We start from the raw sequence: 21033 nt of genomic DNA on the forward strand, positions 1-21033 counted from the left end.
AACGACGGAGCGACTGGCGGCGTAAAACGAACCCGATCCACCTTAGCCAAGCCGCCAAACTGTCTCATCAGACGGGTCCACCTCTCTCCCCGGACGGGGACGATTAAAAGAACCGGATCTGGGGCCGATTCAACAAGTATCTAGGTGCGTGCGGCCATGGCGAAGAGAAGGCGGCAATCGGCGGGCTGACTCCTAGCTACGCCGCGCTTTTCGTACGGCCAAAAACCCAAACGGCGGATTCGAATATCTCAAAAAGGGTGGACACTTACCTTTCGCGCCGACCACTAACGCGGTCTGATCGCAACAAGAGCAGATTCCTCATGGCGATACACCATACCGTGCCTTCGTCTTTCAACTTGATTTCGGCGCAACTCGCGTCCTTCGGTCTAGCATTCTGAAGTCCGACATGTCCCTTAGCTCGCGGATATAGTTCTGGGCCACACGCTTCGCGTCAGCGCGGCTATGTCCCTGAGCCCGCAAGTGACGTGCGATCGCCTTCAAAAACAGCTTATCCCAATACGGCCGATATCCGGTCTCAGCAATTTGAACGATCATTTTAGGCAAGTTTGGATTGTGCACGAGTCTGTCCCCGGGCTTACCTGCCTGGATATACATAGCACCGGCCATCAGGATGTGCTCGACTAGGATTCCTTGTTTCACGATGTCAAACTCAATCACCGCATTTAGCACTGTCGGCCGGAGAAAGCGCAAGAACAAGGCTACTTTGTCTTGACTATCTGGCATTGCGCCCCATTGGACGACAACATCGCCGGCTTCGAAATTCTGATGGACACGAATGGCCTCAGCCAAATCTGGGCGATTGGCCACGTCGAGAATCAGAAGCGGAACAAGCTTTCCATCAGCGATTCCTACCGTAGCGACGGCGGCATCTCCGGCAATTGGGACTGGCACCCCTTCCGCAGGACTTCTGAGGTAGAATCTACCACCTTTCTTAAAAGGCCATTTCATCCCCGGAACTCCTGCATCACATTGGGAGCAACCCGGCTGACGTCGCCGTGGGTATCCACGAGAATGAGGTCGTAGCCCTCGATCAAAACGCCCTCTATGAGGGCAAATGAGACGAAGAAGTAAAGCCATCCAGACACAGTGTTGTGTGCCTGAATCTGGATCGGTATCCGCAATATGTCATCTTTAGTAGCGACAAGCTGCTCGACTTTCTGTGAGTTCGCAGGGATCCGAACTGTAATATCCGCGTGCTCGGCATTCTTATATCGAATGGTGAGCTCCGCCTCCGATATGGAATTGTTGGTATCGCTCGGGTTCCTAACTGTGACGTGCAACGCGTATATTCGACCTTGTGAGGCCTCATCGCTGCGGTAGAAGCCATTGACTAGAGAGGGTAGTAGGCGGGGATGTCGGCGAAGTTCCTGCCTTCTGTCGCGTCGATAATTGTGTAAAGTGTTGAAGACTGCGAGCAGCAACCCAGCAACAGCGATCCCCCTCGTCAAATCAAACCAGTCTACTATCGAGGTGATGATTGTCATCGCACGCTCCCCTGCCCTGATGGAAGAACAATAGGACGTCGAGAGGTTACAGTCACCGTCGACACATAGTGATTCAATTTGGGGCAACCCGGCACTCGGCAATACACCCATCATGGGAGGCAGCTTAAGATGACCGTTGAACTGACAGTAAGATCGGCGAGCGCATTCACTGGAAGGCAGCGCGAGGCGTTCAAGGAACTGGTTTTGAAAGACCCACAGGTTCAGAAGGATGGTCTATCGGCTCGCATCGCGGGCGCGCACTATCTGGCCTTCCTGTATCTCGGCGGCGAGCTCGTTGGGGTGAATGCGATCAAGAACAACCGGCCCTATCAACGAACTCTCGAAGACCGTGCGGGAGTTGCACTTCCTGACACCGAATACCTTGGCGAGGTCGGTTACCTGCATGTCGACAAGAACCATCGCCGGGCACGCCTCGCCGACGTCTTGATCTTAGCCACATTCGCGGTCGTTAAAGGGAAAGGTCTGTTTGCAACTATCCAGTCCATGAATGTTGGATCGCGCCGACTGTTCGAAAGTCACGGGTTCACGCAAGTCGGTAACTCGTGGCCTTCAAACAAGGTGAAAGACCAAGTCAATCTCTATGTCCGACCGGCACGACAGTGATAAGCGGTTGGTCGCTGAAGGCAGGGGCGGCGTCACGGTATTCGGCCTCATCTCGCTGCTTCTACGGGACCTGTCGCGCATAGGTTACGGCTGACGTGCTCAAATTGGCGGTACTAAACAACTACATCTAGCAGATGAAGGTTAGGAATGGGTCGTCTCACGACGCGTAGCTGAATGGCTCAATCCGCTTCAGTGGTAGCCGCATACCTTGGATCGACGTCACGGGATAGCTCCTTCAGAAACCGGTCACCCGTGGCCAGCCGCCGGCCAAGCGATTGCAAGAAGCCCTCGAAGCGTTCTGCTCCCTTGGCCCGCGCTCCAGGCTGGGCGCTCTCAGGCAGCGGCGGAGTCACGGTGAGCCAGATCCTCCGTGAACAGGTCGCGGATGATAACGCCACCGGCTTCCGTGTAGGCTTCCGAGCCGATGAAGATCGCGCTGCGATCCGTGGCCGGCACATTCATCCGCGTCAACTCGCGGCGGATGACGTAGGGCTCACAGTTATAGGACAGGTTCTCGTAAACCTGCTCCTGCCGAGCGCGGTCCTCGGTGATGGCGAAGGCCATCAACTGGTCGAGGGTCAAGCCGCCCTCGCGATAGACCTGCAACAGGTTCGGGCTCACCGCCCCAAGGCGAAGCCGCTGCGTCACCACATGCGGGGTGACGCCGAAGCGGGCTGCGATTTCCTCCGCTCCCCAACCGCGATTTTCCGTAAGCTCACGGAACGCCTCGAACTGGTCGGCGGGATGCATCGCTTCGCGGGTGACGTTCTCGTCCAGGCTGATCTCGCGCGGATCGTTGGCTGTGTCGAGAACACAGCGGATCGCCTCGGTCTTCTTGATCTGCTTCCGCTTCGCGCGAAGCAACTGCGCAAGCCTGCGGCCTTCGCCAACGGTGACGAAGTAGAAGCCGGTTGGCTCGCCTTCCGCATCACGCTCCGGCTCCACCACAAGATTCTGCAGCATTCCCTTCGCGTGGATGCTCGCCGCCAGCGCTTCGATGGTCGCCTCGCTGTGCGCCGTCTTCCGCGCGTTGCGCGGCGACTTCTTCAGCTTATTCAGCGGTACGAGAATCTCCGCCCCGTTCTCGACAATGATTTCGGTCTTCGCTTTGGTCGTCATGGCCTTTCTCCTATGGGCAGGGTTGCAGCGCAGCGCTGCGCTGCAACCCTGCCCGTCGGCGAGACCGGGGTAGCAAGGTGCAAGGCGGCCGGGACGGAGGGGGATCACCCGGCCTGCACAAGCGGATGTCAGGCTTTACGAAAGTGCGGATTCAAGCGCCCGCGCGGAAGGTCGGGGAGACCGTCCCGGCCGCCTTGCGCCGCGCGAGGGCAGAGCCCTTAGCAAACCCGGCCTGGCACAAGCGAAGCGGGAGCCGGGCGAAGAACCGGTTGGGGAAACTGTTGACCCGTCAGAAGTCCTAGAACCAAACACTCGAAAGTGTTGCTGATGATCTCGGCGGCCGATGCCGCTATGACGAACTCGGGCAAAGTTTTTCTGGGGGAATCAGTTGGCAACAGTGACAGGGCGCGAACTACTTTCGATGCGATTTTCAAGTTCATTCACCCCGCGACAGGCAGTGGTCAATCCGGTCGATGTGCCCATCGCCCGCCAACAGAGCTTACCTGGGCAGGCACATGCAGTGGAAGGCGACTATGCATCGCGCTGAGAAGACGATCGTCTCAATCCGAACAGAATATCTGGCGCGTACAGCGGCGAACTGGAGAGGATACGAACGTCAATTCCTCATAGAGCTCGTGCGCGGCCTGGATGAGGCGTCGTTTGCATTCACGATGGCCCCCAATCGTGCGCAGCTCGTGCGCAGCGACGGTGCTCGACATCTAATCCTCTTAGGGGCCGCTTCCGCTCTGCAGCCATTTTTGGAAAAGCTGCAGCAGGATTCTGGCGGCGTGCCGTGGGGGCCGACGTCACCACAGTTCAGCTCTGTGGCCGATCAACATCTCATGAACTGTGGGCGGCTTGCCGTCGTCCAAAGACTTGCAGCCGCGGAGCAATATGGACTGGCTGAAGCCACATTCGTCTCGGACAATCACTTGGTATTGGAGATGGCTTTCGACGACGACGATGTCGAGGAACGTAAAGCCGGCGCGTGGCTAAGCGACTTGGCACGTCAGCGGTTCTCAGCGATCGAGACTCGAATGGCGGCCCAAAAGGCCGAAGTAGCCGCCAAGATAGACCGCTATGCAAGCGTGCATGATGGGTGGTTTCTGCGGTACGACCCCGATGAGGAAGTGATGGCCTATCATAACGATTTTGCAGAAATCTATAGTGCCGGAACGGCAGAGGCTGACGCGCTTCCGGGCAGTGCACTTCTCGGAGGACGTTCATTCGCGGACTGGAATGGATCCTCGATATCAGCATATGGCCGTGTGTTGCACCACATCGCCTGCGCTACGCGACTAAAGGCAAAGACACAGGGCCTCGGACTTCGCAACTTGCTCACAGTGTTTGCCCGTAAAGACGACATCGCGGCGGTTTGGCAGCAGTCTGGAGAAACGGCCGAATGGTCGGAACAGATCATTGCCGGCCTGTCGTTAAATGCGGACACGGCGGCCATCTGCGAGCGCGATCATGAGTTGCCGCTACCCTACTATGTCGACTTCGGCAGGCACTTCGTGCTGCTGCCAATATTTGGTGGTGTGATGAATGCAAGCGCGGGCTTGACCTGGCATCTCCGTCGAACGTTCCGTCGAGATTGGGACAGGGCGGTGGGTGGGCGGGAGGAGGTATTTAGAGAGAACCTTCAAGAGCTGTTTGCTCCACCAAGATACACAATCCCTGATCGAGGTTTCCGCATCAGACGAAAGGACGGCACAGAGTTAACCGATATCGATGCCGTCTTGCTCGATAATAAGACAGGCCGGCTTGGCTTAGTACAGTTGAAATGGCCCGACATTCATGGGCGCTCTCTCGCAGAGCGAAACAGCCGGCGCGTGAATTTACTGAAGGCTAACGAGTGGGTAAGCCGCGTTTTCGAATGGATTGACGGACGTTCTTCAGGAGAAATCTCCACCGCCTTGGGCCTCGGCCCTTCGGGTTCGGCACCTCCAATCCTACTTGTGCTTGCACGGCACGCTGCACTCTTCAGCGGTGAGACTGGTTATGATCTTCGTGCGCATTGGGAGAGCTGGCCGCGGTTGGTTCAAAGATATCGGAACAACCCGGAAACAGATATTCTCGAGGTGCTGGCTCGAAGCCGCCGCGGGAGCAAGTCTAGGCGCCGAACGACTTCCATCGATGTGCATGAACTACCAGGGCTGACAGTGGAAGTTCGATTATCCTAGAGTTCTGGCGGGTGGCTTGAAAAACATGCTAGGAAGCCTGCCATGGGTGGCCGAAACAGAGGAACGCTGGATCGGAAGGAGCACCACCCTTTTGACGAGGGGTTGCTCATGGATTCCGTTTTGACTTTCCGCATGCGGCTGCAAGTCTTTGCGCACCAAATGTGTCTCGGTGCGGCTAGAGCAGCCGGCACCTCGAGTCAGCTGGGCCCGCGCAAGACCGTCTTCTCACTCCAGAGGCTCCCCGGCTGTCGATTAGCTGGCTGCGGCCCTACGGCTCATTTGCGTGCTTACCTACGTCCGTGTGCTCCAGGTGCGCGGTCACACGGGGGCTGGTGCGCTTGACTGAGCCGGTCGTCGCCCCGTTTCGCGCCAGGGCGCGCATACTTGCGCTTCTTGGAGATCAGTTGATCGGCACCGACCAGCTCGCAATATTCGAGCTCGTCAAGAATGCTTATGACGCTGATGCGGGATTGGTCACGGTGACACTTGCCAGCGTAGATAGCGACGATCCGACGATCGACGTCATCGATACCGGCGACGGAATGGATCTGGAGACCATCACTTCGATCTGGCTTGAACCCGCCAGCGACCATCGCGAGATCCAGCGACTGGAAAAACGACGTACAAAGCTGTTTAACCGTCTGCCGCTCGGCGAGAAAGGGGTCGGCCGGTTCGCGGTCCACAAACTCGGGCGCCGGATAGAGCTCCTCACCCGGCCCAGAGGGGAGAAAGTTGAACACCAAGTGGTGCTCGACTGGGATGAACTGACCAGCGTCCGGTATCTTGATCAGACGAGTGTCACTGTCCACACGCGCGAGGCCGAATTCTTCACGGAGGAGAATGGTCGGAAGCCGCACGGCACTCTGATTTCGATCCGCAAGCTGCGAAACCGACAGTGGCGGCGCGGCGAGGCCCGTCAATTGTACCGATCGATCACAGCGATTAGCTCGCCCTTCGATTCTTCAGACGGCTTCTCCGCCGAGCTGAGCATTCCCGAGCATCCCGAATGGCTTGTTGGCATGCCCGATGTTGATGCTCTGGTCCAGCTGGCGCCCTGGCATTTCGAGTTCAGATTCGACGGCACCTTGAGCTGGTCGTATGAATTCAGATCACCGATCGGGCGCAGACTTGAGGGGCGACGTCTCTCAGGCGAGAGCGATCCACTCCTTCTCGAAAGGGAGTCCGGGGACAGGTCGTCTCCAGTAGCGGATGTTCGGACGCTGGATGGCATTGGTCCGATCAGCGGCCAGTTTGTAGCCTATGACCGCGACCGCAAGATACTGACGCTGCTTCCTCAGAACTCGCTCGTGAAGCAGTTCCTCGATCAGCAGGGCGGTGTTCGCGTCTATCGCGACGGCGTGCGCGTCTACAACTATGGTGAACCCGGCGACGACTGGCTGCATCTAGACCTACGACGCGTCAACCGACCATCTCAGCGCCTGAGCCGCAATATCGTCATTGGCGCTATCGATCTGAACCTGGAGACAAGCACCGGACTCCGGGAAAAAACCAACCGCGAAGGCTTTGACGAAACCGAGACTTTTAAACGGTTTCGGGGGATCGTGACTGCCGTCATCCACCGCTTCGAGGTGGAACGTGCGTTGGACAAGGATCGCCTAAAACGTCTACTTGAAGACGCGTCCGACAAAGATGAAATTCTGGTCGAGACGCCGCTGCGGCGTCTCAGGGAGGCGGTCGCCGGGACGGCGGATGCCAGAACAATTCTTCCCCTGGTGGACCGCGTCGAGAAAGAATACGTTGAGATGCGTGATATGCTCCTGCGTGCGGGTATGTCTGGTCTCAATCTCGCAATCGTTATTCACGAGGTCGAGAAGGGCGTTCGCTCGATCCACGAGGCCGTCCGCAGCAAGGCTTCTCCCGAACTCCTCGAGCAGCAGTCCCGGGGCCTGATGGGCCTCATCGAAAGCGTTGGCGGCCTACTCAGAGAGAAGGCACGAGACGGTGTCGACATCCGCGAACTCGTGCAAAGTAACGCTGAGATCAACGTCCGACGCTATAGACGGCACCAAGTAAAGGTCACGTATGATCTGCCGGAAGGGATGCCCAGAATCAGAATTCCGGGTTCATCGGCGCTGCTCCAGAATGTGCTCGTCAATCTCGTCGACAATGCCATTTACTGGCTCCGTGTCCGCTGGCCTGACCAGGGGCCGGAGGAGCCGCAGGTACGGCGAATCCATATCGCTTTGACCGACGATCTTCCGGGTGGTCCGGCCCTGATCGTCGCGGACAACGGCCCGGGATTTCAGGATCTGCCGGAGATTGTCACCAAGCCCTTCTTCACTCGACGCCCGGACGGCATGGGCCTCGGCCTCTATTATTCCTCGCTCGCGATGTCGCTGGCCAGTGGCTCACTGCTCTTCCCCGATCGCGAGGATCTTGAGCTGCCTGCCTGGGTAGATGGTGCGGTGGTCGCCATGCAGTTCGGGGAGATGATCAAATGATCCATCCTCCCTCGGTGATCGCCGTTGACGACGATCCGAAGGAACTCGCCACGATCGTGCAGGCGCTGCGGCAACTTGATATCGCCTGCCTGCCGGTTCTGGTTGAAGGAACGAAGGTCGATATTCGCGCGCCGCTCAGTGGCGTGCGCATGGTGTTCTTCGACATCAACTACCTCAAGGCCGTGACCAACGATGTCGCGATGTTCGAAGCTGCAGCCACCATCCTGTGCAAGGTCCTGGCGACTGACAATGGCCCCTATGTGCTGATCACCTGGAGCAGCAAGGCCGACAAGCATGATGGGCTGATGGCGCATTTAGCCGCCCATGTCGCGGAGATCCCGCCGCCCGCTGTGACCGGCTTTCTGCAAAAGGAGAACTTCACACCTGATGGCGCTGCAAAGGACAGCGGTGCGAGCCTTCGCGAGCAGATTATGTCGGTAATCGCCGATCAGCCGCAGATCCGGGCGCTCATGCAATGGGAAACGTCCGCACGCCGTGCCGCGGGAGACGTCATCTGCTCGTTGCTGGACCTTTTTTCTCGCGAGGACAGATTCGCAGCGCGATACGGCCCAGCCCTCCACGGCGTCCTAACCCATATCGCGCGCAGCGCGGTGGGGGGCGGAAATGTCGCGGCGGACCGCCGCGCCGCGGTCAACGAGGCACTGGTGCCGATCCTCTTCGATCGCCTCATGCATCAGCTGCCGGCTGATGGCGAGGTCCAGCTGTGGACCGATGCGATCACGCTCGCACCGGACGTGCCAACACCTGGACCGGCGCATGGTTCACACCTCAATGCGCTCAGTCATATCGCCCGCGCCGGTTCGGGCCCGATGGAGGCGGGCGATCGCGGCGTGGTCTTCATGCTCCCTGATGGCGCGGCCGAGAAGATGGCCGCGAGAACACAGCGCACGATGCAGGATATTGCGGCGGATTTCCTCTCCAGCCAGTCGAAAGGACAGAACAAACCTTCCCTTCCCGATATGGCAGAAGTCGCGCGGGATTGCCGCTGGGTGTTCGTCGGCATGCGCGCCATCTGCGATCAGGCTCAGGCCAAGGGTGTCATGCGGCCGGTCGTGCTCGCACTCGAAGTGCCTGGGACAATGAAGGAAAAAGGCCTCGGTCTTCGCTTCCACAATCACGGCGCGATCTCGACGACGCCATGCTTTGCAATACCACCGAACGGCGGCGGGGTGCCAACCAATCGCCGCCTGATCATCGACTGGCACTGGACGACGTCGCTTTCTGACGCAGAAATGGTGGGAGCAACAGTTCTGTACCGTGTGCGGGAGCCGCTGATGAGCCAGATCGCGTCACAGATGAGCGGCTATTCGGCAAGACCCGGCATCATAACGTTCGATTGACGTCAATTGCATGCCCGGCCATGTTGCCGCCGCTAATCAAACAGCTTCAGCTGGCTGGATTCGGAGCCCTCACCGGCTCCCGTTTTGCCGGATGCGCGGAAGCGCAGCTGCCGGAAATCAGTGCGCATTTCGATCAGCGCGAGAGCGAAGGCGGACATTTTTCTGATGTCGTCGGCGTAAACTACGAGATACCCCGACGCATTGCTGACCAGTCCGACGCTTGCCTTCTCGGCTCCCTGAACAAGCAGCTCCAAATGCTGCGATCTTGCGCAGAATACGACGAGCGGATGGACCTCGTGGTGCGGTATCCCGAACGCCCCGCCGTTGCAGCTGGTGACGGGAATGCACCGGGCTGCAGAGAGCGCGGCGACCGTGGAAGCGACACCAATATCGAGGCCCATCAGCAGTCCAGCCTCGTCGGCTGACTCCAGTTCCTCTTCGAGCGACGCATAATCTTCGTCGGGTACTACCCTCGTCTCGATTTGCCGAATCATCCCCAGTTCGAAGGCATGGATCTGCCGCGCATCGGTCCACGAAACACCGCGAAGATCACAATATTCGCGGTTGCAGCCAAGGCCGCTGTCGGATTCGACCTCCGCGCCGATCGGCCACCGGAGACCTTCAGCAGAAACCGTGCGCTCTATTTGAACGTCGAACCTGATATGTTTGAACATGCTGCAATGCTACGCCGTCCAAGGAAGACCGGAAAGTCCGGTAATGAGGATTGATCGGTTCGGCCGATTCCCAAGGAGATGCTCTTGCAAATCATTGCCGTCGAACAGCTTTCTACCACAGATCTTCATGTGGACGCCGTCTATCAAGGCAGTCGTAACGGCAATGCCGGCGACGACCCCTTTCCACGCCTGCTCAGTATGAGCAATCAGGGCGGGTTCCGTTACCGGGGTGACATCGCGGGGCGACTGGAGATGCTGCTGCTGACCTCCAGCTTCAGTGACCCAGATTGGCCTGATGCGCTCGACCGCGAGACCGGCGTCTTCACCTACTACGGCGATAACAAGAGCCCAGGCCGCGGGCTCCACGATACCGGCCGGCGCGGAAACCAGCTGCTGCAGCGCATTTTTGAGGAGGCTCATGGTGGTGTGGAGGCCCGGCAACGCGTCCCCCCGATCTTCCTCTTCGCCCGTTCGGGTGGCTGGCGTGATGCCATCTTTCTCGGGCTGGCAGTGCCCGGTGCATCAGACCTCTCGCTTTCCGAAGACCTGGTCGCGATCTGGCGCACCGCCGGCAATCGTCGATTTCAGAATTACCGGGCCCGGTTCACCGTCCTCGATGCGGCCGTCATTTCGCGCGCGTGGATCGAGAGTATCGTCGCCGGCGCACGCGACGACGCGCATGCTCCGGCGGCTTGGCTAACATGGCAGAACAGCGGACGGCGCAAGCCGCTGACCGCCACGCGGTCGATCGAATATCGCAGCCGCCAGGAGCAGATGCCCGCCGATGCCGACGGCGAGGCGATGATCCATGCGGTCCGGCATCATTTCCAGGGCAGGCCACATACCTTCGAACATTGCGCTGCCGCGATTGCCCGACTCATGATCCCCGACATTGCCTCGCTCGACGTCACCCGGCCATCCCGCGACGGCGGCCGAGATGCCGTAGGCCAGTTGCGTATCGGTAGCGGTCCTGGATCCATCCTTGTCGACTTCGCACTTGAGGCGAAGTGCTACTCACCGCCGGGTTCGGTCGGAGTCCGCGACATGTCCCGGTTGATTTCGCGGCTGCGGCATCGACAGTTCGGAATCCTGGTTACGACAACGTGGCTGGATCTGCAGGCCTATCGCGAAATCAAGGAAGATCAGCATCCGGTGATCGTGATCGCCGCGGCTGATATCATTGCGCTGCTCCGGGCGAGTGGTCGCGGCAGCGCCGAGGCGGTCTCCTCCTGGCTGAGCGAGGAATTTCCCCCGGACCTTTGATCCCGTTCAGCCGTCATCCGTCTGCATTCGTGCGACATCGGTGGGCGAAAAGGGATCGAATCCCTTCTCCCTGGCGATCTCGAGAATCCTGACGCCGTGCGTTGCCTGCTTGTGCGTCGGTGATTTGGTCCACCCTCCGCTTGCATAGCTGCTGAGCGTGTGCGCGATGCCCGTCTGCCATTCGGCAAGCGACCCGGTGCGCCGACCCCACAGATGCATCGCGAACCATGTCTCCGCCGGCAGCCGCATGCAGGTTGCCGCAGCAGCATGGGTGTCTTTTGAGACCGGTCCTGGCTCGGTTCCGCCGGATATCGCTGAGGCGCTTCCCCATTCGGGCGGAAGCGGGTCGCTCACCGGCAGATCGAGGTTGCGAAGCCCCATCCAGCAGCCCTCCTTCTTGCACCATTCGGTGACGTTCCGTCCCGCCGAGCTCTCCTGAATCTGGCGATCAACGTTGCGCGACCAGCCCCGCAGCAGGGCCTCCAGCCCCGTGCTTATCCCCTGCGATCGCCAGATTTCATCGAGACGCAACCGGCCGCCGGTGCGGTGCGACAGATAGGCGACAAGATAGCAAGTGATATTGGCGCGGTAAGCTGGAAAACCTTCCTGGCGGACAATACGCTGTGCCGCAGCATAAAGGATGATCTGGGCGACCGCGTCGCGGAAATAGGCATCGTCCGGCTCCCACGACGCTCCTCGCTGCTCACGGAGGCTGCGCATGAACGCGATGAAATTCTTCTGCGCACCCCCGCTTACAATATGCGGCAGTCTGCTCCAGCTGTTGAGTGCGCGGGCCAGATCGGTCTTCGAGAATCGCCGGCTTGGTGGCGTGCGGTCCCGGAACGCGCGCATGCGGGCCGGTGTCGTGCCCTCGATATTCATCGCCGTCCGGTACTGGCCGCGCGAGCGCTCGTAGAACCAGCGCGAGCGCTCACCCGGCGCCCAGATCGTCTTCGACAGCCGCTCGACTGCTATATGGTAGGGTTCATTGGCCGAGAAGTCGGCCTCCTGGATGACGTTTTGTGTATTGGCGAAGCGCGATATCTTGGGGACCATTTCCTCCACGCTGTCAGGCGGCAGGCGAGTGATCTTCGCCGCGACATGAATATGCGGGATGTCGAGACGTTCGCGTTTGCGTGCCCGATGAATAGATGCGGTGGTCTGGCCGCCATTGACGATCTGCAGCCCGCGAAATCCGGTAATCTTCAATCCGTCCGCTGCGGCTTCGGTGCTGATCTCGTCCACCGTCACCGAGATGCCGTTGTTGTAGGCCATGAAGTGGTGCGGCTCGTCGCGGAGCGTGTCGCGGATACCGCGGTTGACCTTGCCCGTCGCCTGAAGGAATGCCCGGACGTTGTATTCCAGGATGCGGGGGCCGAACTCCTCGTACATCCGGTAGAGTGCTTCGCCTGGGAAGATGGCGAGATAGGATTCATATTCACCGTCTGAGGCGGGCATCGCCACGCAGGGGATCGGCTGTAACCCCATCAGGCCCAGATCGATCTCGATGATCTCTCGCGTCTGGCCTGTCGCCATCGTCCGCATGAGACGCCGCAGGTCATAGATCTCAAACGTGACCGAGACGTTCCCGACGGCCTGTGGCTCGATACCGCGAGCCGCTGAAAGACCATCGGTGAGAACGAACACCCGTGCCTCGCGGACACCGCCTTCAAGGAGCTCAGAAATCCGGTGCATCATCGCATAGGCGTCGCTCGCGCGCTCCATTTGCTCATGGTCGCCCCGCAACGCCGCCTGCAGCGCGCGGGCCGCCTGCCCGCCGATCCGCACGATATCTGCTGTCGGAACGGTTCGCTGATCCGTGCCGCCTTCAAACAGGGCGACGATCAAGTCCAACCGTTCACCGTCGTCCGGGACGGCATAGCCGTTCAATCGAACCCCGCCGGCGCCAAAGCGACCCTGGTGAAAGCATACTATCGGATTGTCGAGCATGCCGATCTCGGCGAGGTGTTCGGAAATTATCTCGGCGAACGCGTTCTCCGTAAATTCAGCTCCGGCGGAGTCCCCCAGCGCCCTGTCGCGCACGTCCTCGGCTAGAGCCGCAGCGAAAGTGGCCAGATCCCTTTCCTCAGCCAACTGCGCTGTCCTCCGCGATGGAGTCGAGCACGGCAGACCCGACGACGAAGGGCGCGCAGGCCGACAGCTCGATCGTGTAGCTGCACGTTCGTATTCCGGCCCTAAGCTCGGATCGCGTCAATCTTGGAAACGTGCCTGTGACATCGAACAGATCGAGCCGATCACGGCGATAGGCTCGGGTATAGAGATCGTCATGGGTGACCAGATAGCCTGCCGCGAGCAGCCGGCCATCGAAATCGGCGATCCGGTGCGGTGCCTCGTCGGCGAGGCGGCGCCGGATATCCGCTGCGAGCTGCGGAAGCGTGGCACCGTCACCATCCAAACGCAGCCGGACATGGCCGAGAAGAATCCGGCCACGCCCCTCGTCGAGCTGCTCGGCATTGGAGATATCGACCAATTCGGGCGCCTGTCGCGTTGTCGCCTTGATCTCAACGAACCCGCCAGGGAGCGCAAAGTCGTTGGGTTCGCCGTGCGGTCCCGCCCACATCCCGATTGCGGCGCCAAGCCCGACCCTGGTTGCCAGCTCCTCCCGCAGGAATATCAGCTCGCCGACAAGGCCGGTTACGGCGGCGTCGGAAAGCCCGCTGCTGCCGTGCTTGGCCATGAACGCCTGCCAGATGTGCAGGCGCCCCGTCCAGTTCCGCAGGGCTGCCCGCGGCGTGGATGCCTTGGCTGCCGCTTCAGCGACGTCCTCGCACAGCACGGTGAAGACTGCCCCGTAGCTGCGGTCGGTCAGCGCAAGCGAAAAGCGGACGACACCGGCATGACCGCCGCCGAGCAGCGCCGGCTCGACAACGAACCCGTTCGATCGCGGCAGCGCGAGATCGGGCGGAACCTGATCGGCCGGCACCTCAAGTAGCAGCCCGGGGATGCCGTCGGGTTGACGCAGACCGGCGAGAACCTCGCAGGGCGCAGCCGGATGAACCCGGCGGACATGCCAACCCGGTTCCCGTCGCCCCTCCTCCTCCAGTGCCGTCAGGGCCTCGGAGACCGCCGTCATGTCTCGCCCTCATCGTCATCGTCGGCAGCGTAGATGTTGTTGACAACATAGCTCACCGACTGCGCCCGGTTGCTCGCCGGGAAGCTGATCCCAATGCCGATCGGCGGGACCGCAACGTCGAGAAACGGGTGCTCAACCCGCGCGTCCTCCGGCCCCAGCAGAGCACGCCGCGACAGCGGATAGAGCAGTAACAGCCCGGTCTCCGGCGACCGCTGACGGCGCAGATAGACCCCTGACGGTTGAGCCGGAGCGCGCTCATCATCGGCCCGGCGACGCTTGGGCGGATTGGCGATCGTTTCCGTCATCGCGGCGGCATAGGCAGCCGCCTCTACGTCGACCGCCTCGTCGCGTGGGTTCAGGAGGCGGCGGATCACGAAGCGATCACCGGCCGCAATGGTCAGCCAGGGCGGGGTCTCGCCATAGCCACCTTTGGGCTGCCGCAGCACCGAGTTCATTCGGATGGAGCCGATCGACACTTCGTCACGGCCTTCGCCGCCGACCAGCAGTACGTTCCAGCGGCTGAGCTCGCCGAGCTGGACCTGGCGCCGGATGTAGCGTGCCAGGACGTTGGCGCTGGCGCGCGACGCATCCTCGTGCGTGCTGAACCGGTCCAGAAAGCCGAGCACCGCATCCGCCGGTGCCCCGGACCATAGATGAGACCCATCCCATCTATGCGACCGTCCACCCTCGCGTGCCTGTTCCGGATTGGCCCAATAGACGGTACCGGAGCTCTGGAGCCGCTCAATCAGATCCGTCGCCGCAGTGAGGTTTGTCTGCAGAGTCCGGTCGTCGGTTGCGAAGACCGTGGTTTCCGAAACATCCCCTGCAAAGGAGACTCTGAGTTCAGTGCCATGCCGCATCTTGGCGCGCGATGTGACAGTCAGCGTCGGATGACTGCGGACACGCAGGCCGAAATCGATCGGCCGCGCCCGGATCGCTTCCATGCGATCGAACTCCCGGCGAAGTTCTTCGCTCGCGATCGCGATGTGCTCGTACCACTCAGCCAAGTCGCCGGTCGTGAACAAACGGCAGAGGTCGAGATAGCCCGGACGGTAGCCGAACCATCGCCCCATCTGCATGAGCGTGTCGTACATCGTGGTGCCGCGCAGGAAATAGCTGACTGACAGGCCTTCGAGTGTAAGGCCACGCGCCAGCTTGTCGCCGCCGATTGCAATGACGTTCAGGCCGTTTTCGCGGTTCTGCTCGTAGTCGAGCACATCGGCCGAGCTTCCGTTGATTTCACGGATTCGGATCGATTCCACAGTAGCGCGCAGTGCCGCTTCGACATCCTCCCATGCCACCGGCGGGCAATCGGGCAATGCCAGTTCAGCAGTCACGGGCGCAAAATCCGCCTCCCAGCGCTCCCTGAGAGGGCCCATTCCCTCGGAGCCGCCGTAGCGGACGGCATTCGTGAGTGCGTCCAGCGCCTCACGGATCTGCTGCACCACCCTGCGCTGAACCGCCTTCCAGCGCGTGACATGGATCAGCATGCTGTTGTGCTGGCGGCTTTGGCCCCGGACCCGACGCGCCGCGACCACCAGCGCGAAGCTTTCAATCGCCCGTTCGAGAGTCGGTGGAACGCACTCGCGGCCATCGTAGAGAGGGATGTGATCTGTCTTGTGAACTGGTGGCATCCAGCCCCTGGTCTCGCGCCGGGCTGTGCTCGCGGCATAGTCGTCAATTTCTTCGATCAGCGCGGGCAGGCCAGGTTCAGCTTCGCCCGTCTCCTCGTCAACCGCAGAGCCGAAGAGCCGGCTCGGCCCGACATAGGTTTCCGGTGCCGGAATGTTGATGATGAAGTCTCGCGGAAAGAGATCCTGGAACTCGTTTCCGGTTTCCGCGTCCGGGTGAATGAAGATATTGGCGAAGGGCGTCGCCGTATAGCCCACATACGAAACCTGATCGAACCGGCCGAGAATCTGGCGGATTCTCGCGTTGATCCGCGAAGGCTGATGATCGGGGTCGGCGACCCCGCCATTGAAGCTTTGCTGCTTGGTGTCGATCGAAGCCTGATCCGCCTCGTCATCGATCACGAGCAGCGGCATGTGGGCAAATCGCGGCCCCTGCTGATCGCTCGAATTTCCGGTCGACCGAATCCATTCGAGGACGCCGTTGAGCACGCTGCCGTTCTTTTTGACGACCAGCAGCAACGGGCGCCCACCGGGATGGATACCGAACTGGGACATTGCCCGATGATTGAAGTCGCCCTTTTCCGTGCGGTTGGTGCCCCAGTCGACAATGACCGACGGGTCGATCTCGCCGACCCCCACAAAGCGGCTCGTCGCTTCATCCATCGGCACGCTGATCTTGCCGATGAAGCCTTCATCGAGGCGAATCTGGGTCTGGCTGCGCAAGTTATTGTTCATGCCCGTGAGAACGATGATCACCTTGTAGCCAGCATCCACCGCCTTGCAGACCAACCCGGTATAGTTGCCGGTCTTGCCCGACTGGACATCTCCGACGACCATGCCGCGACGATTGAATGCCCCTGAACCAGACGGATCGCCGAGCAGTTCCAGCGCGCGATCGGTGACGCGTCCCAGCGCGTTGATGGCGGTCTGCGGCATGCGCTTGCGGATCAGATGGGTGCGATAGCGCTCCCATAAGCGCCATCCGATCTGATCGCGCCGCCCGTCGAGCCACAGCATATGATTGTCATGGGCGCGGAGAACCGATTCCTCGCCAACGAACGTGCTGAAGAGCGAGCCCAGCGTCGCGAGCACGGTCTCAAGCGAGATGGGCTCCCGCCACTCGGGAAAGGCAGCAAGCAGCTGATCGACCGTGTGAGCGATTTCCTCGCGGGACAGCGGCTCGGCAGCATTGCGCTGCGCCAGTCTGAGCTGGGCGAGTTCGAGGAGTTGTGCCTGGGCGTCTTGATCAATCATGGCTTCATGTTGTCTCATCGGCAAGCCGGGCCACCGCCGCGGGATAGCCTGCGAAAGGTTCGATCGATAGAAGGCGGCGGCGGGCATCGGCGGCCGACAGACCCAGTCCTTCCCTCATATGGCTGTAGAGTGACTGCATCGCCGCTGCCTCCTCGGCTGGCATGCTGGCCGGCGACGGCGGCAGGTCGCCCTGCTCGGCAACGTCGAGCCAGATCCGCTGCACGGGCAGCCCCGCTTCGATGACCGTCAGCATCTCTTCCGAAAGCCGTCGACTCGCGCCGGTCGCATCGAGCGCGCGCTGGACGGCCGGATGCGCGCGATCAATGCGGTATACGGTCCCGCGCGCGGTCTCGACGGTGTTCCAGACCCGCGCAATCGGCGCTCTCGGCTGCCTGGTGCTGCGTCCTCCCCGCCACGCGAATACTTCGCGGGCATCTCGCCGCACCTGTTCGGCAAGACCCTGCAGCCGCGGACGAAGCGTTGATGGCGGCGTCGCCGTCGACTTGCGGATGTCGACCTTCCAGTCGCCGTCGCCGCTGTTCGGAAGATCCAGGCGCAGGCGGGCCAGCCTATGGACATCGTCCCGGGTCCAGCGCCGTCCCGGGCCCAAGCCAAGCCAGCCCCCGGCCACGAGCAGCCGGCGATTGCGATAGACGAAGAAGCCTTCATGCCCGAGCCAGCCGTCCGGACCCGCCGCTTCCTCGACCTGATCGGCGGTCATCTTGTCCCGGTGCGGCAGAACGAACCCCTGAACCTCGATCTCGCCGCTCCGATGCGTCAGCCGCTCCACCGGCGTCGGAGTGGTTGCCGGATGCCACTGAAGAAAGGGATCCCAAGGCGCAATTCGTGCGCCCTTGTCACCGCCTCCGATCGCGATTTCGAGACGCGGCTGTGGACCTTCCAGAAATCTATGGAACGTCATGGCCAAGTGACGCTCGACTCGCCGGGCGATTGAACGAAAGCGTGTGCGGGCTGCCTCACTCTGCATGTCCTCGCCGAGCAGCCGGTCCAGTCGACCGATCACGACCGCAGTGCCGGAGTCTGCGCCCGGTATTGCCGCATGCTCCTGTACATCGGCCGGGATGTTCCGCAGCAGCCGCCACTCATCGGCCTGTGCGACATAGTCCAGATCCCAGCTGCGCCGCGATTCCGAGCCGCCGGCGGTGCGCGAGACGACCGCCAGCACACGCCCCTGAGACAATGATGCGGTCTTGAGGCCCAGGCCGAACCTTCCAAGATCATCGGGATCTCTTACAAGGAGGGGATGGCGTCCACCGGGGCGCATCGCTTCGAACAGCGTGTGGTCATCCATCCCGCGTCCGTCATCAATGATACGGACGATCGAAGCCGGCCCTTGCCAGAAGAAATCGATCCTGATCTTGCGGGCGCCCGCGGCAATGCTGTTGTCGATCAGATCCGCAATAGCGGCTTCGGTCGAATAGCCGAGCCCGCGCAGCGCTTCGAGCAGAGCGCTGGCCGCCGGTGGCGCATGATCGAAGAGATCCTGCCTGCCCTCCGCCCCCGTCATGCACATCACGCAACCTGCCGGCCGTCGGTCTCCTCGGCCGGCGCCAGTGCCTCGTCGATCTGCCGCTTCAGCGATTTCGCAACCGCCAACCCGAGCAGGGGCGGAACCGCGTTGCCGATCTGCCGGAAAGCGGCATTCATCGCGCCGGCAAAGCGAAAGCCATCCGGAAACGATTGCAGCCGGGCCGCTTCGCGCACCGAAACGGTGCGGGCTTGATAGCTGTCATAGTGGATGTGGGAATAGGTATCCTTGCCCATATGCGCGGTCAGCGTCCGCGATGGCTTCAGCGGGTCCATTTTCCACCATTTATTCGGGAATTTCTCCGGGTCATAGGGTGGCACGATCGCCTGCCGCAGCTCCAGCCAAGCCGGAGATTCGCTGTCGGTCAGCCTTTTCCGTTTCACGGCATCGGTGAACAGCTCCTCGGCGAGCCGCCGTGCCTGCGGATAGTCTGCACCGTGCGGGAGACGCCGGAAAATCGGAAAATCCCGGGGAGTCAGTCTGACAAGATGGCCACCGGTTCCGTCCACGGTCTCGAAGCCCGGCCAGTTGCGCATCAGCTTTGCATAGCCTGAGAGCCCACCCTTCGGCGTTCGGTAGTCGAGGACATCATCCAGCCGGCGCCTGCGGATCGCACGCGGATCGGTCAGATGCTCCTTGATCTTGGGAAGGTCGCCCAGCGCCGCCCGGACACCGACGGCGTTCGGGAGCTGTCGACGCGGCTTGTGGATCTCGTGGAACCGGCCGCTCTCCATATTGACATGCTTGAGCGCAACCCGCCGCGAGCCCTCGTAGCCGCGGGGCAGCTCAAGAAAATGAGTCGGCTCGGGAAACGATGGCGTACAGCCGAGCACGTCGGCGATCGCCACCACAAACAGGCGCTCGCGCACCTGCGGCACGCCGTAATAGGCGGCATTGAGGATCGTATATGCCGTCCGGTAACCGGCCTCTTCGAGCGTATCGCATATTTCTTCAGGGACGTTGTGCCCGCCGAAATTCAGAATGTCGGGAACATTCTCGATGATGATGACGAGTGGCTGAGTATCGGCAACGTACTCCAGAAATCGTCGATATAGCGCGGCACGCGGATCCTTCTGGAAAGCGTCGTCCTCCCCGGCGACGGCTCGCAGCTTGGATCGCCCGATCCGGGCAAAGGCCTGACAGGGCAGCCCCGCCGCGAGAATGTCGAACGATCCGCAAGCAGTCGTGCTGAGGCCGAGATCACGGACGAGGTCCTCTGCCGAGCAGTGCTCCATGTTCCGGGCGATCGACCAGGGATTATCCAGCTCTTTGTCCTGTCCGAAATTCAGTGCATAGCTTTCGGCCGCTTCGGGATCGACCTCGACATGCGCCGTCAGCTCGAACCCTGCCGTGAGCAGTCCGAGTGACAGACCGCCGGCGCCCGAACAGATTTCGAGGACACGCGGCTGGGCGCCAGCGCGCAGCCGTTCGACCTTAACCCTGCGAATCTGCTGCTGCTCAGTCGTGGTCATGGCCGACGTGCCCCCGCAGCTTCGCGACCACGAGGTCGTTGTCGACCGTCTCACACTCCCATACGATCAGTACATCCCACCCCATGCATTCCAGCTCCCCCTTTACACGAATGTCGCGTTCCACGTTTTTTCGAAGTTTACTTTCCCAGAACTCGATATTTGACTTCGGCTTATATGCGAATCTGCAACCTTCATGACTATGCCAGAAACACCCGTGAACGAATACTATCTTCTTTCGTGCCGGAAACACCAGGTCCGGCGAGCCAGGCAGATCGCGGCGATGCAGCCGGAAGCGATAGCCCAGGCGATGTGCGATTTTGCGCACGACCATCTCCGGCTTCGTGTTGCGCCCCTGGATGCGAGCCATCATCGCCGAACGGCGGTCGGACGAAACGACATCCATCGTCAGACGCCCCGCACGGAGTTTATGAGCACGATAGCCATGGTCAGGACCCTGCCACCGCGCGGGCAACCGTGTCCGGCGCCTGGACAATCACGCGCAGCAGAATTCGAGCCGTGCGTTCTGGGCGCTTCCGCCCCTGCTCCCAGTCGCGCAGTGCCCCAAGGGTAAAGCCATAGGTATTGGCGAAGGCTTTCTGCGTCATGCCGCTTGCCTCGCGGATGGCCTTGACGTCGACCGGAGGATACTCCCGACGGCGCTCCGTAGCTCCATTGGTGGACGCGATCATGAGGCGAGCCCGGCTGCGATCGCGCCATAGTGTCTGTTCCGCTTCGCCACAGCATCAGCTCTCCGTAAGCGACCAATCCGCCAATCTGTCTACGGCTTGGCCGTAGCCCGATCAAGCAAAAAGTTCGCTTTTCGTTCCGTTTCGACATCGTTC

Annotated in this window: 15 protein-coding genes and 2 pseudogenes; 5 read left to right on the plus strand and 12 right to left on the minus strand. The window is 61.0% G+C overall.

Going from position 1 to position 21033, the window contains the following annotated elements; all coding sequences use genetic code 11:
- Positions 1-351: 351 nt before the first annotated feature.
- Together GM909_RS22530 and GM909_RS22535 are read right to left on the minus strand one after the other, a co-directional pair.
- Positions 352-969 (minus strand): hypothetical protein, encoded by a 618-nt coding sequence (locus tag GM909_RS22530; RefSeq protein WP_157019465.1) that lies wholly within the window; start codon positions 967-969, stop codon positions 352-354.
- On the minus strand, positions 966-1505 hold the full coding sequence (locus GM909_RS22535; RefSeq protein ID WP_157019466.1) for a hypothetical protein: 540 nt from the start codon (positions 1503-1505) through the stop codon (positions 966-968). Before GM909_RS22535 ends, GM909_RS22530 begins: the two co-directional genes overlap by 4 nt.
- A 129-nt stretch (positions 1506-1634) precedes the next feature.
- On the opposite strand from GM909_RS22535, the gene GM909_RS22540 reads away from it, so the two are divergent.
- Entirely contained in the window at positions 1635-2129 is a 495-nt protein-coding gene (locus GM909_RS22540) for a GNAT family N-acetyltransferase (protein WP_157019467.1), read from the plus strand.
- Positions 2130-2308: 179 nt separating this feature from the next.
- Here the strand turns inward: GM909_RS22540 and GM909_RS26135 are convergent.
- Positions 2309-2497: pseudogene (locus GM909_RS26135) on the minus strand (CopG family transcriptional regulator); the annotation flags it as partial.
- Positions 2493-3248: pseudogene (locus GM909_RS22550) on the minus strand (ParB/RepB/Spo0J family partition protein); the annotation flags it as partial. The pseudogenes GM909_RS22550 and GM909_RS26135, both read right to left, overlap by 5 nt.
- Positions 3249-3781: 533 nt before the next feature.
- Here GM909_RS22550 and GM909_RS22555 point away from each other — a divergent pair.
- From GM909_RS22555 to GM909_RS22565, 3 genes are all read left to right on the plus strand, one after another.
- Positions 3782-5431: a hypothetical protein gene (locus tag GM909_RS22555; protein ID WP_157019468.1), complete on the plus strand. Its 1650-nt coding sequence runs from the start codon at positions 3782-3784 to the stop codon at positions 5429-5431.
- 404 nt (positions 5432-5835) lie between these two features.
- The gene (locus GM909_RS22560) at positions 5836-7893 is read left to right on the plus strand and encodes an ATP-binding protein (RefSeq protein WP_198174361.1); all 2058 of its coding nucleotides are present in this window, start codon (positions 5836-5838) and stop codon (positions 7891-7893) included.
- Positions 7890-9254, plus strand: coding sequence for a hypothetical protein (locus tag GM909_RS22565; protein WP_157019469.1), 1365 nt, complete (start codon positions 7890-7892; stop codon positions 9252-9254). Before GM909_RS22560 ends, GM909_RS22565 begins: the two co-directional genes overlap by 4 nt.
- 32 nt (positions 9255-9286) lie before the next feature.
- Here the strand turns inward: GM909_RS22565 and GM909_RS22570 are convergent, their stop codons facing one another.
- The gene (locus tag GM909_RS22570; RefSeq protein ID WP_157019470.1) at positions 9287-9928 is read right to left on the minus strand and encodes a hypothetical protein; all 642 of its coding nucleotides are present in this window, start codon (positions 9926-9928) and stop codon (positions 9287-9289) included.
- Positions 9929-10012: 84 nt separating this feature from the next.
- On the opposite strand from GM909_RS22570, the gene GM909_RS22575 reads away from it, so the two are divergent.
- Entirely contained in the window at positions 10013-11191 is a 1179-nt protein-coding gene (locus tag GM909_RS22575) for a restriction endonuclease (protein WP_198174362.1), read from the plus strand.
- Between the two features lie 6 nt (positions 11192-11197).
- Here the strand turns inward: GM909_RS22575 and GM909_RS22580 are convergent, their stop codons facing one another.
- The 7 genes from GM909_RS22580 to GM909_RS22610 are packed head-to-tail and all read right to left on the minus strand — an operon-like array spanning position 11198 to position 20880.
- Positions 11198-13285, minus strand: a complete 2088-nt coding sequence (locus GM909_RS22580) for an AIPR family protein (protein WP_157019472.1) — start codon at positions 13283-13285, stop codon at positions 11198-11200.
- The gene (locus GM909_RS22585; RefSeq protein WP_157019473.1) at positions 13278-14285 is read right to left on the minus strand and encodes a PD-(D/E)XK motif protein; all 1008 of its coding nucleotides are present in this window, start codon (positions 14283-14285) and stop codon (positions 13278-13280) included. Before GM909_RS22585 ends, GM909_RS22580 begins: the two co-directional genes overlap by 8 nt.
- On the minus strand, positions 14282-17170 hold the full coding sequence (locus GM909_RS22590) for a Z1 domain-containing protein (RefSeq protein ID WP_198174363.1): 2889 nt from the start codon (positions 17168-17170) through the stop codon (positions 14282-14284). The genes GM909_RS22585 and GM909_RS22590 overlap by 4 nt, the downstream gene beginning before the upstream one ends.
- 4 nt (positions 17171-17174) lie before the next feature.
- Positions 17175-18698, minus strand: a complete 1524-nt coding sequence (locus tag GM909_RS22595; protein ID WP_198174364.1) for an ATP-binding protein — start codon at positions 18696-18698, stop codon at positions 17175-17177.
- A 5-nt stretch (positions 18699-18703) separates the two neighbouring features.
- Positions 18704-20191 carry a DNA cytosine methyltransferase gene (locus tag GM909_RS22600; RefSeq protein WP_157019475.1) on the minus strand — a complete coding sequence of 496 codons (1488 nt, stop codon included), beginning with the start codon at positions 20189-20191 and terminating at the stop codon, positions 18704-18706.
- On the minus strand, positions 20178-20594 hold the full coding sequence (locus GM909_RS22605) for a very short patch repair endonuclease (RefSeq protein ID WP_157019476.1): 417 nt from the start codon (positions 20592-20594) through the stop codon (positions 20178-20180). Before GM909_RS22605 ends, GM909_RS22600 begins: the two co-directional genes overlap by 14 nt.
- A gap of 43 nt (positions 20595-20637) precedes the next feature.
- Complete coding sequence (locus tag GM909_RS22610) at positions 20638-20880, minus strand: helix-turn-helix domain-containing protein (RefSeq protein ID WP_157019477.1); 243 nt, start codon at positions 20878-20880, stop codon at positions 20638-20640.
- Between the last annotated feature and the right edge of the window lie 153 nt (positions 20881-21033).

Source organism: Mesorhizobium xinjiangense (assembly GCF_009749525.1).
Taxonomy (GTDB): Bacteria; Pseudomonadota; Alphaproteobacteria; order Rhizobiales; family Rhizobiaceae; genus Mangrovimarina; species Mangrovimarina xinjiangensis.

What these genes read in the sequence shown, in the direction of transcription:
- GM909_RS22530 (WP_157019465.1), bottom strand. Translation starts at nt 969, where the DNA reads ATGAAATGGCCTTTTAAGAAAGGTGGTAGATTCTACCTCAGAAGTCCT.
- GM909_RS22535 (WP_157019466.1), bottom strand. Translation starts at nt 1,505, where the DNA reads ATGACAATCATCACCTCGATAGTAGACTGGTTTGATTTGACGAGGGGG.
- GM909_RS22540 (WP_157019467.1), top strand. Translation starts at nt 1,635, where the DNA reads ATGACCGTTGAACTGACAGTAAGATCGGCGAGCGCATTCACTGGAAGG.
- GM909_RS22555 (WP_157019468.1), top strand. Translation starts at nt 3,782, where the DNA reads ATGCATCGCGCTGAGAAGACGATCGTCTCAATCCGAACAGAATATCTG.
- GM909_RS22565 (WP_157019469.1), top strand. Translation starts at nt 7,890, where the DNA reads ATGATCCATCCTCCCTCGGTGATCGCCGTTGACGACGATCCGAAGGAA.
- GM909_RS22570 (WP_157019470.1), bottom strand. Translation starts at nt 9,928, where the DNA reads ATGTTCAAACATATCAGGTTCGACGTTCAAATAGAGCGCACGGTTTCT.
- GM909_RS22585 (WP_157019473.1), bottom strand. Translation starts at nt 14,285, where the DNA reads ATGACGGCGGTCTCCGAGGCCCTGACGGCACTGGAGGAGGAGGGGCGA.
- GM909_RS22590 (WP_198174363.1), bottom strand. Translation starts at nt 17,170, where the DNA reads ATGATTGATCAAGACGCCCAGGCACAACTCCTCGAACTCGCCCAGCTC.
- GM909_RS22595 (WP_198174364.1), bottom strand. Translation starts at nt 18,698, where the DNA reads ATGACGGGGGCGGAGGGCAGGCAGGATCTCTTCGATCATGCGCCACCG.
- GM909_RS22600 (WP_157019475.1), bottom strand. Translation starts at nt 20,191, where the DNA reads ATGACCACGACTGAGCAGCAGCAGATTCGCAGGGTTAAGGTCGAACGG.
- GM909_RS22605 (WP_157019476.1), bottom strand. Translation starts at nt 20,594, where the DNA reads ATGGATGTCGTTTCGTCCGACCGCCGTTCGGCGATGATGGCTCGCATC.
- GM909_RS22610 (WP_157019477.1), bottom strand. Translation starts at nt 20,880, where the DNA reads ATGATCGCGTCCACCAATGGAGCTACGGAGCGCCGTCGGGAGTATCCT.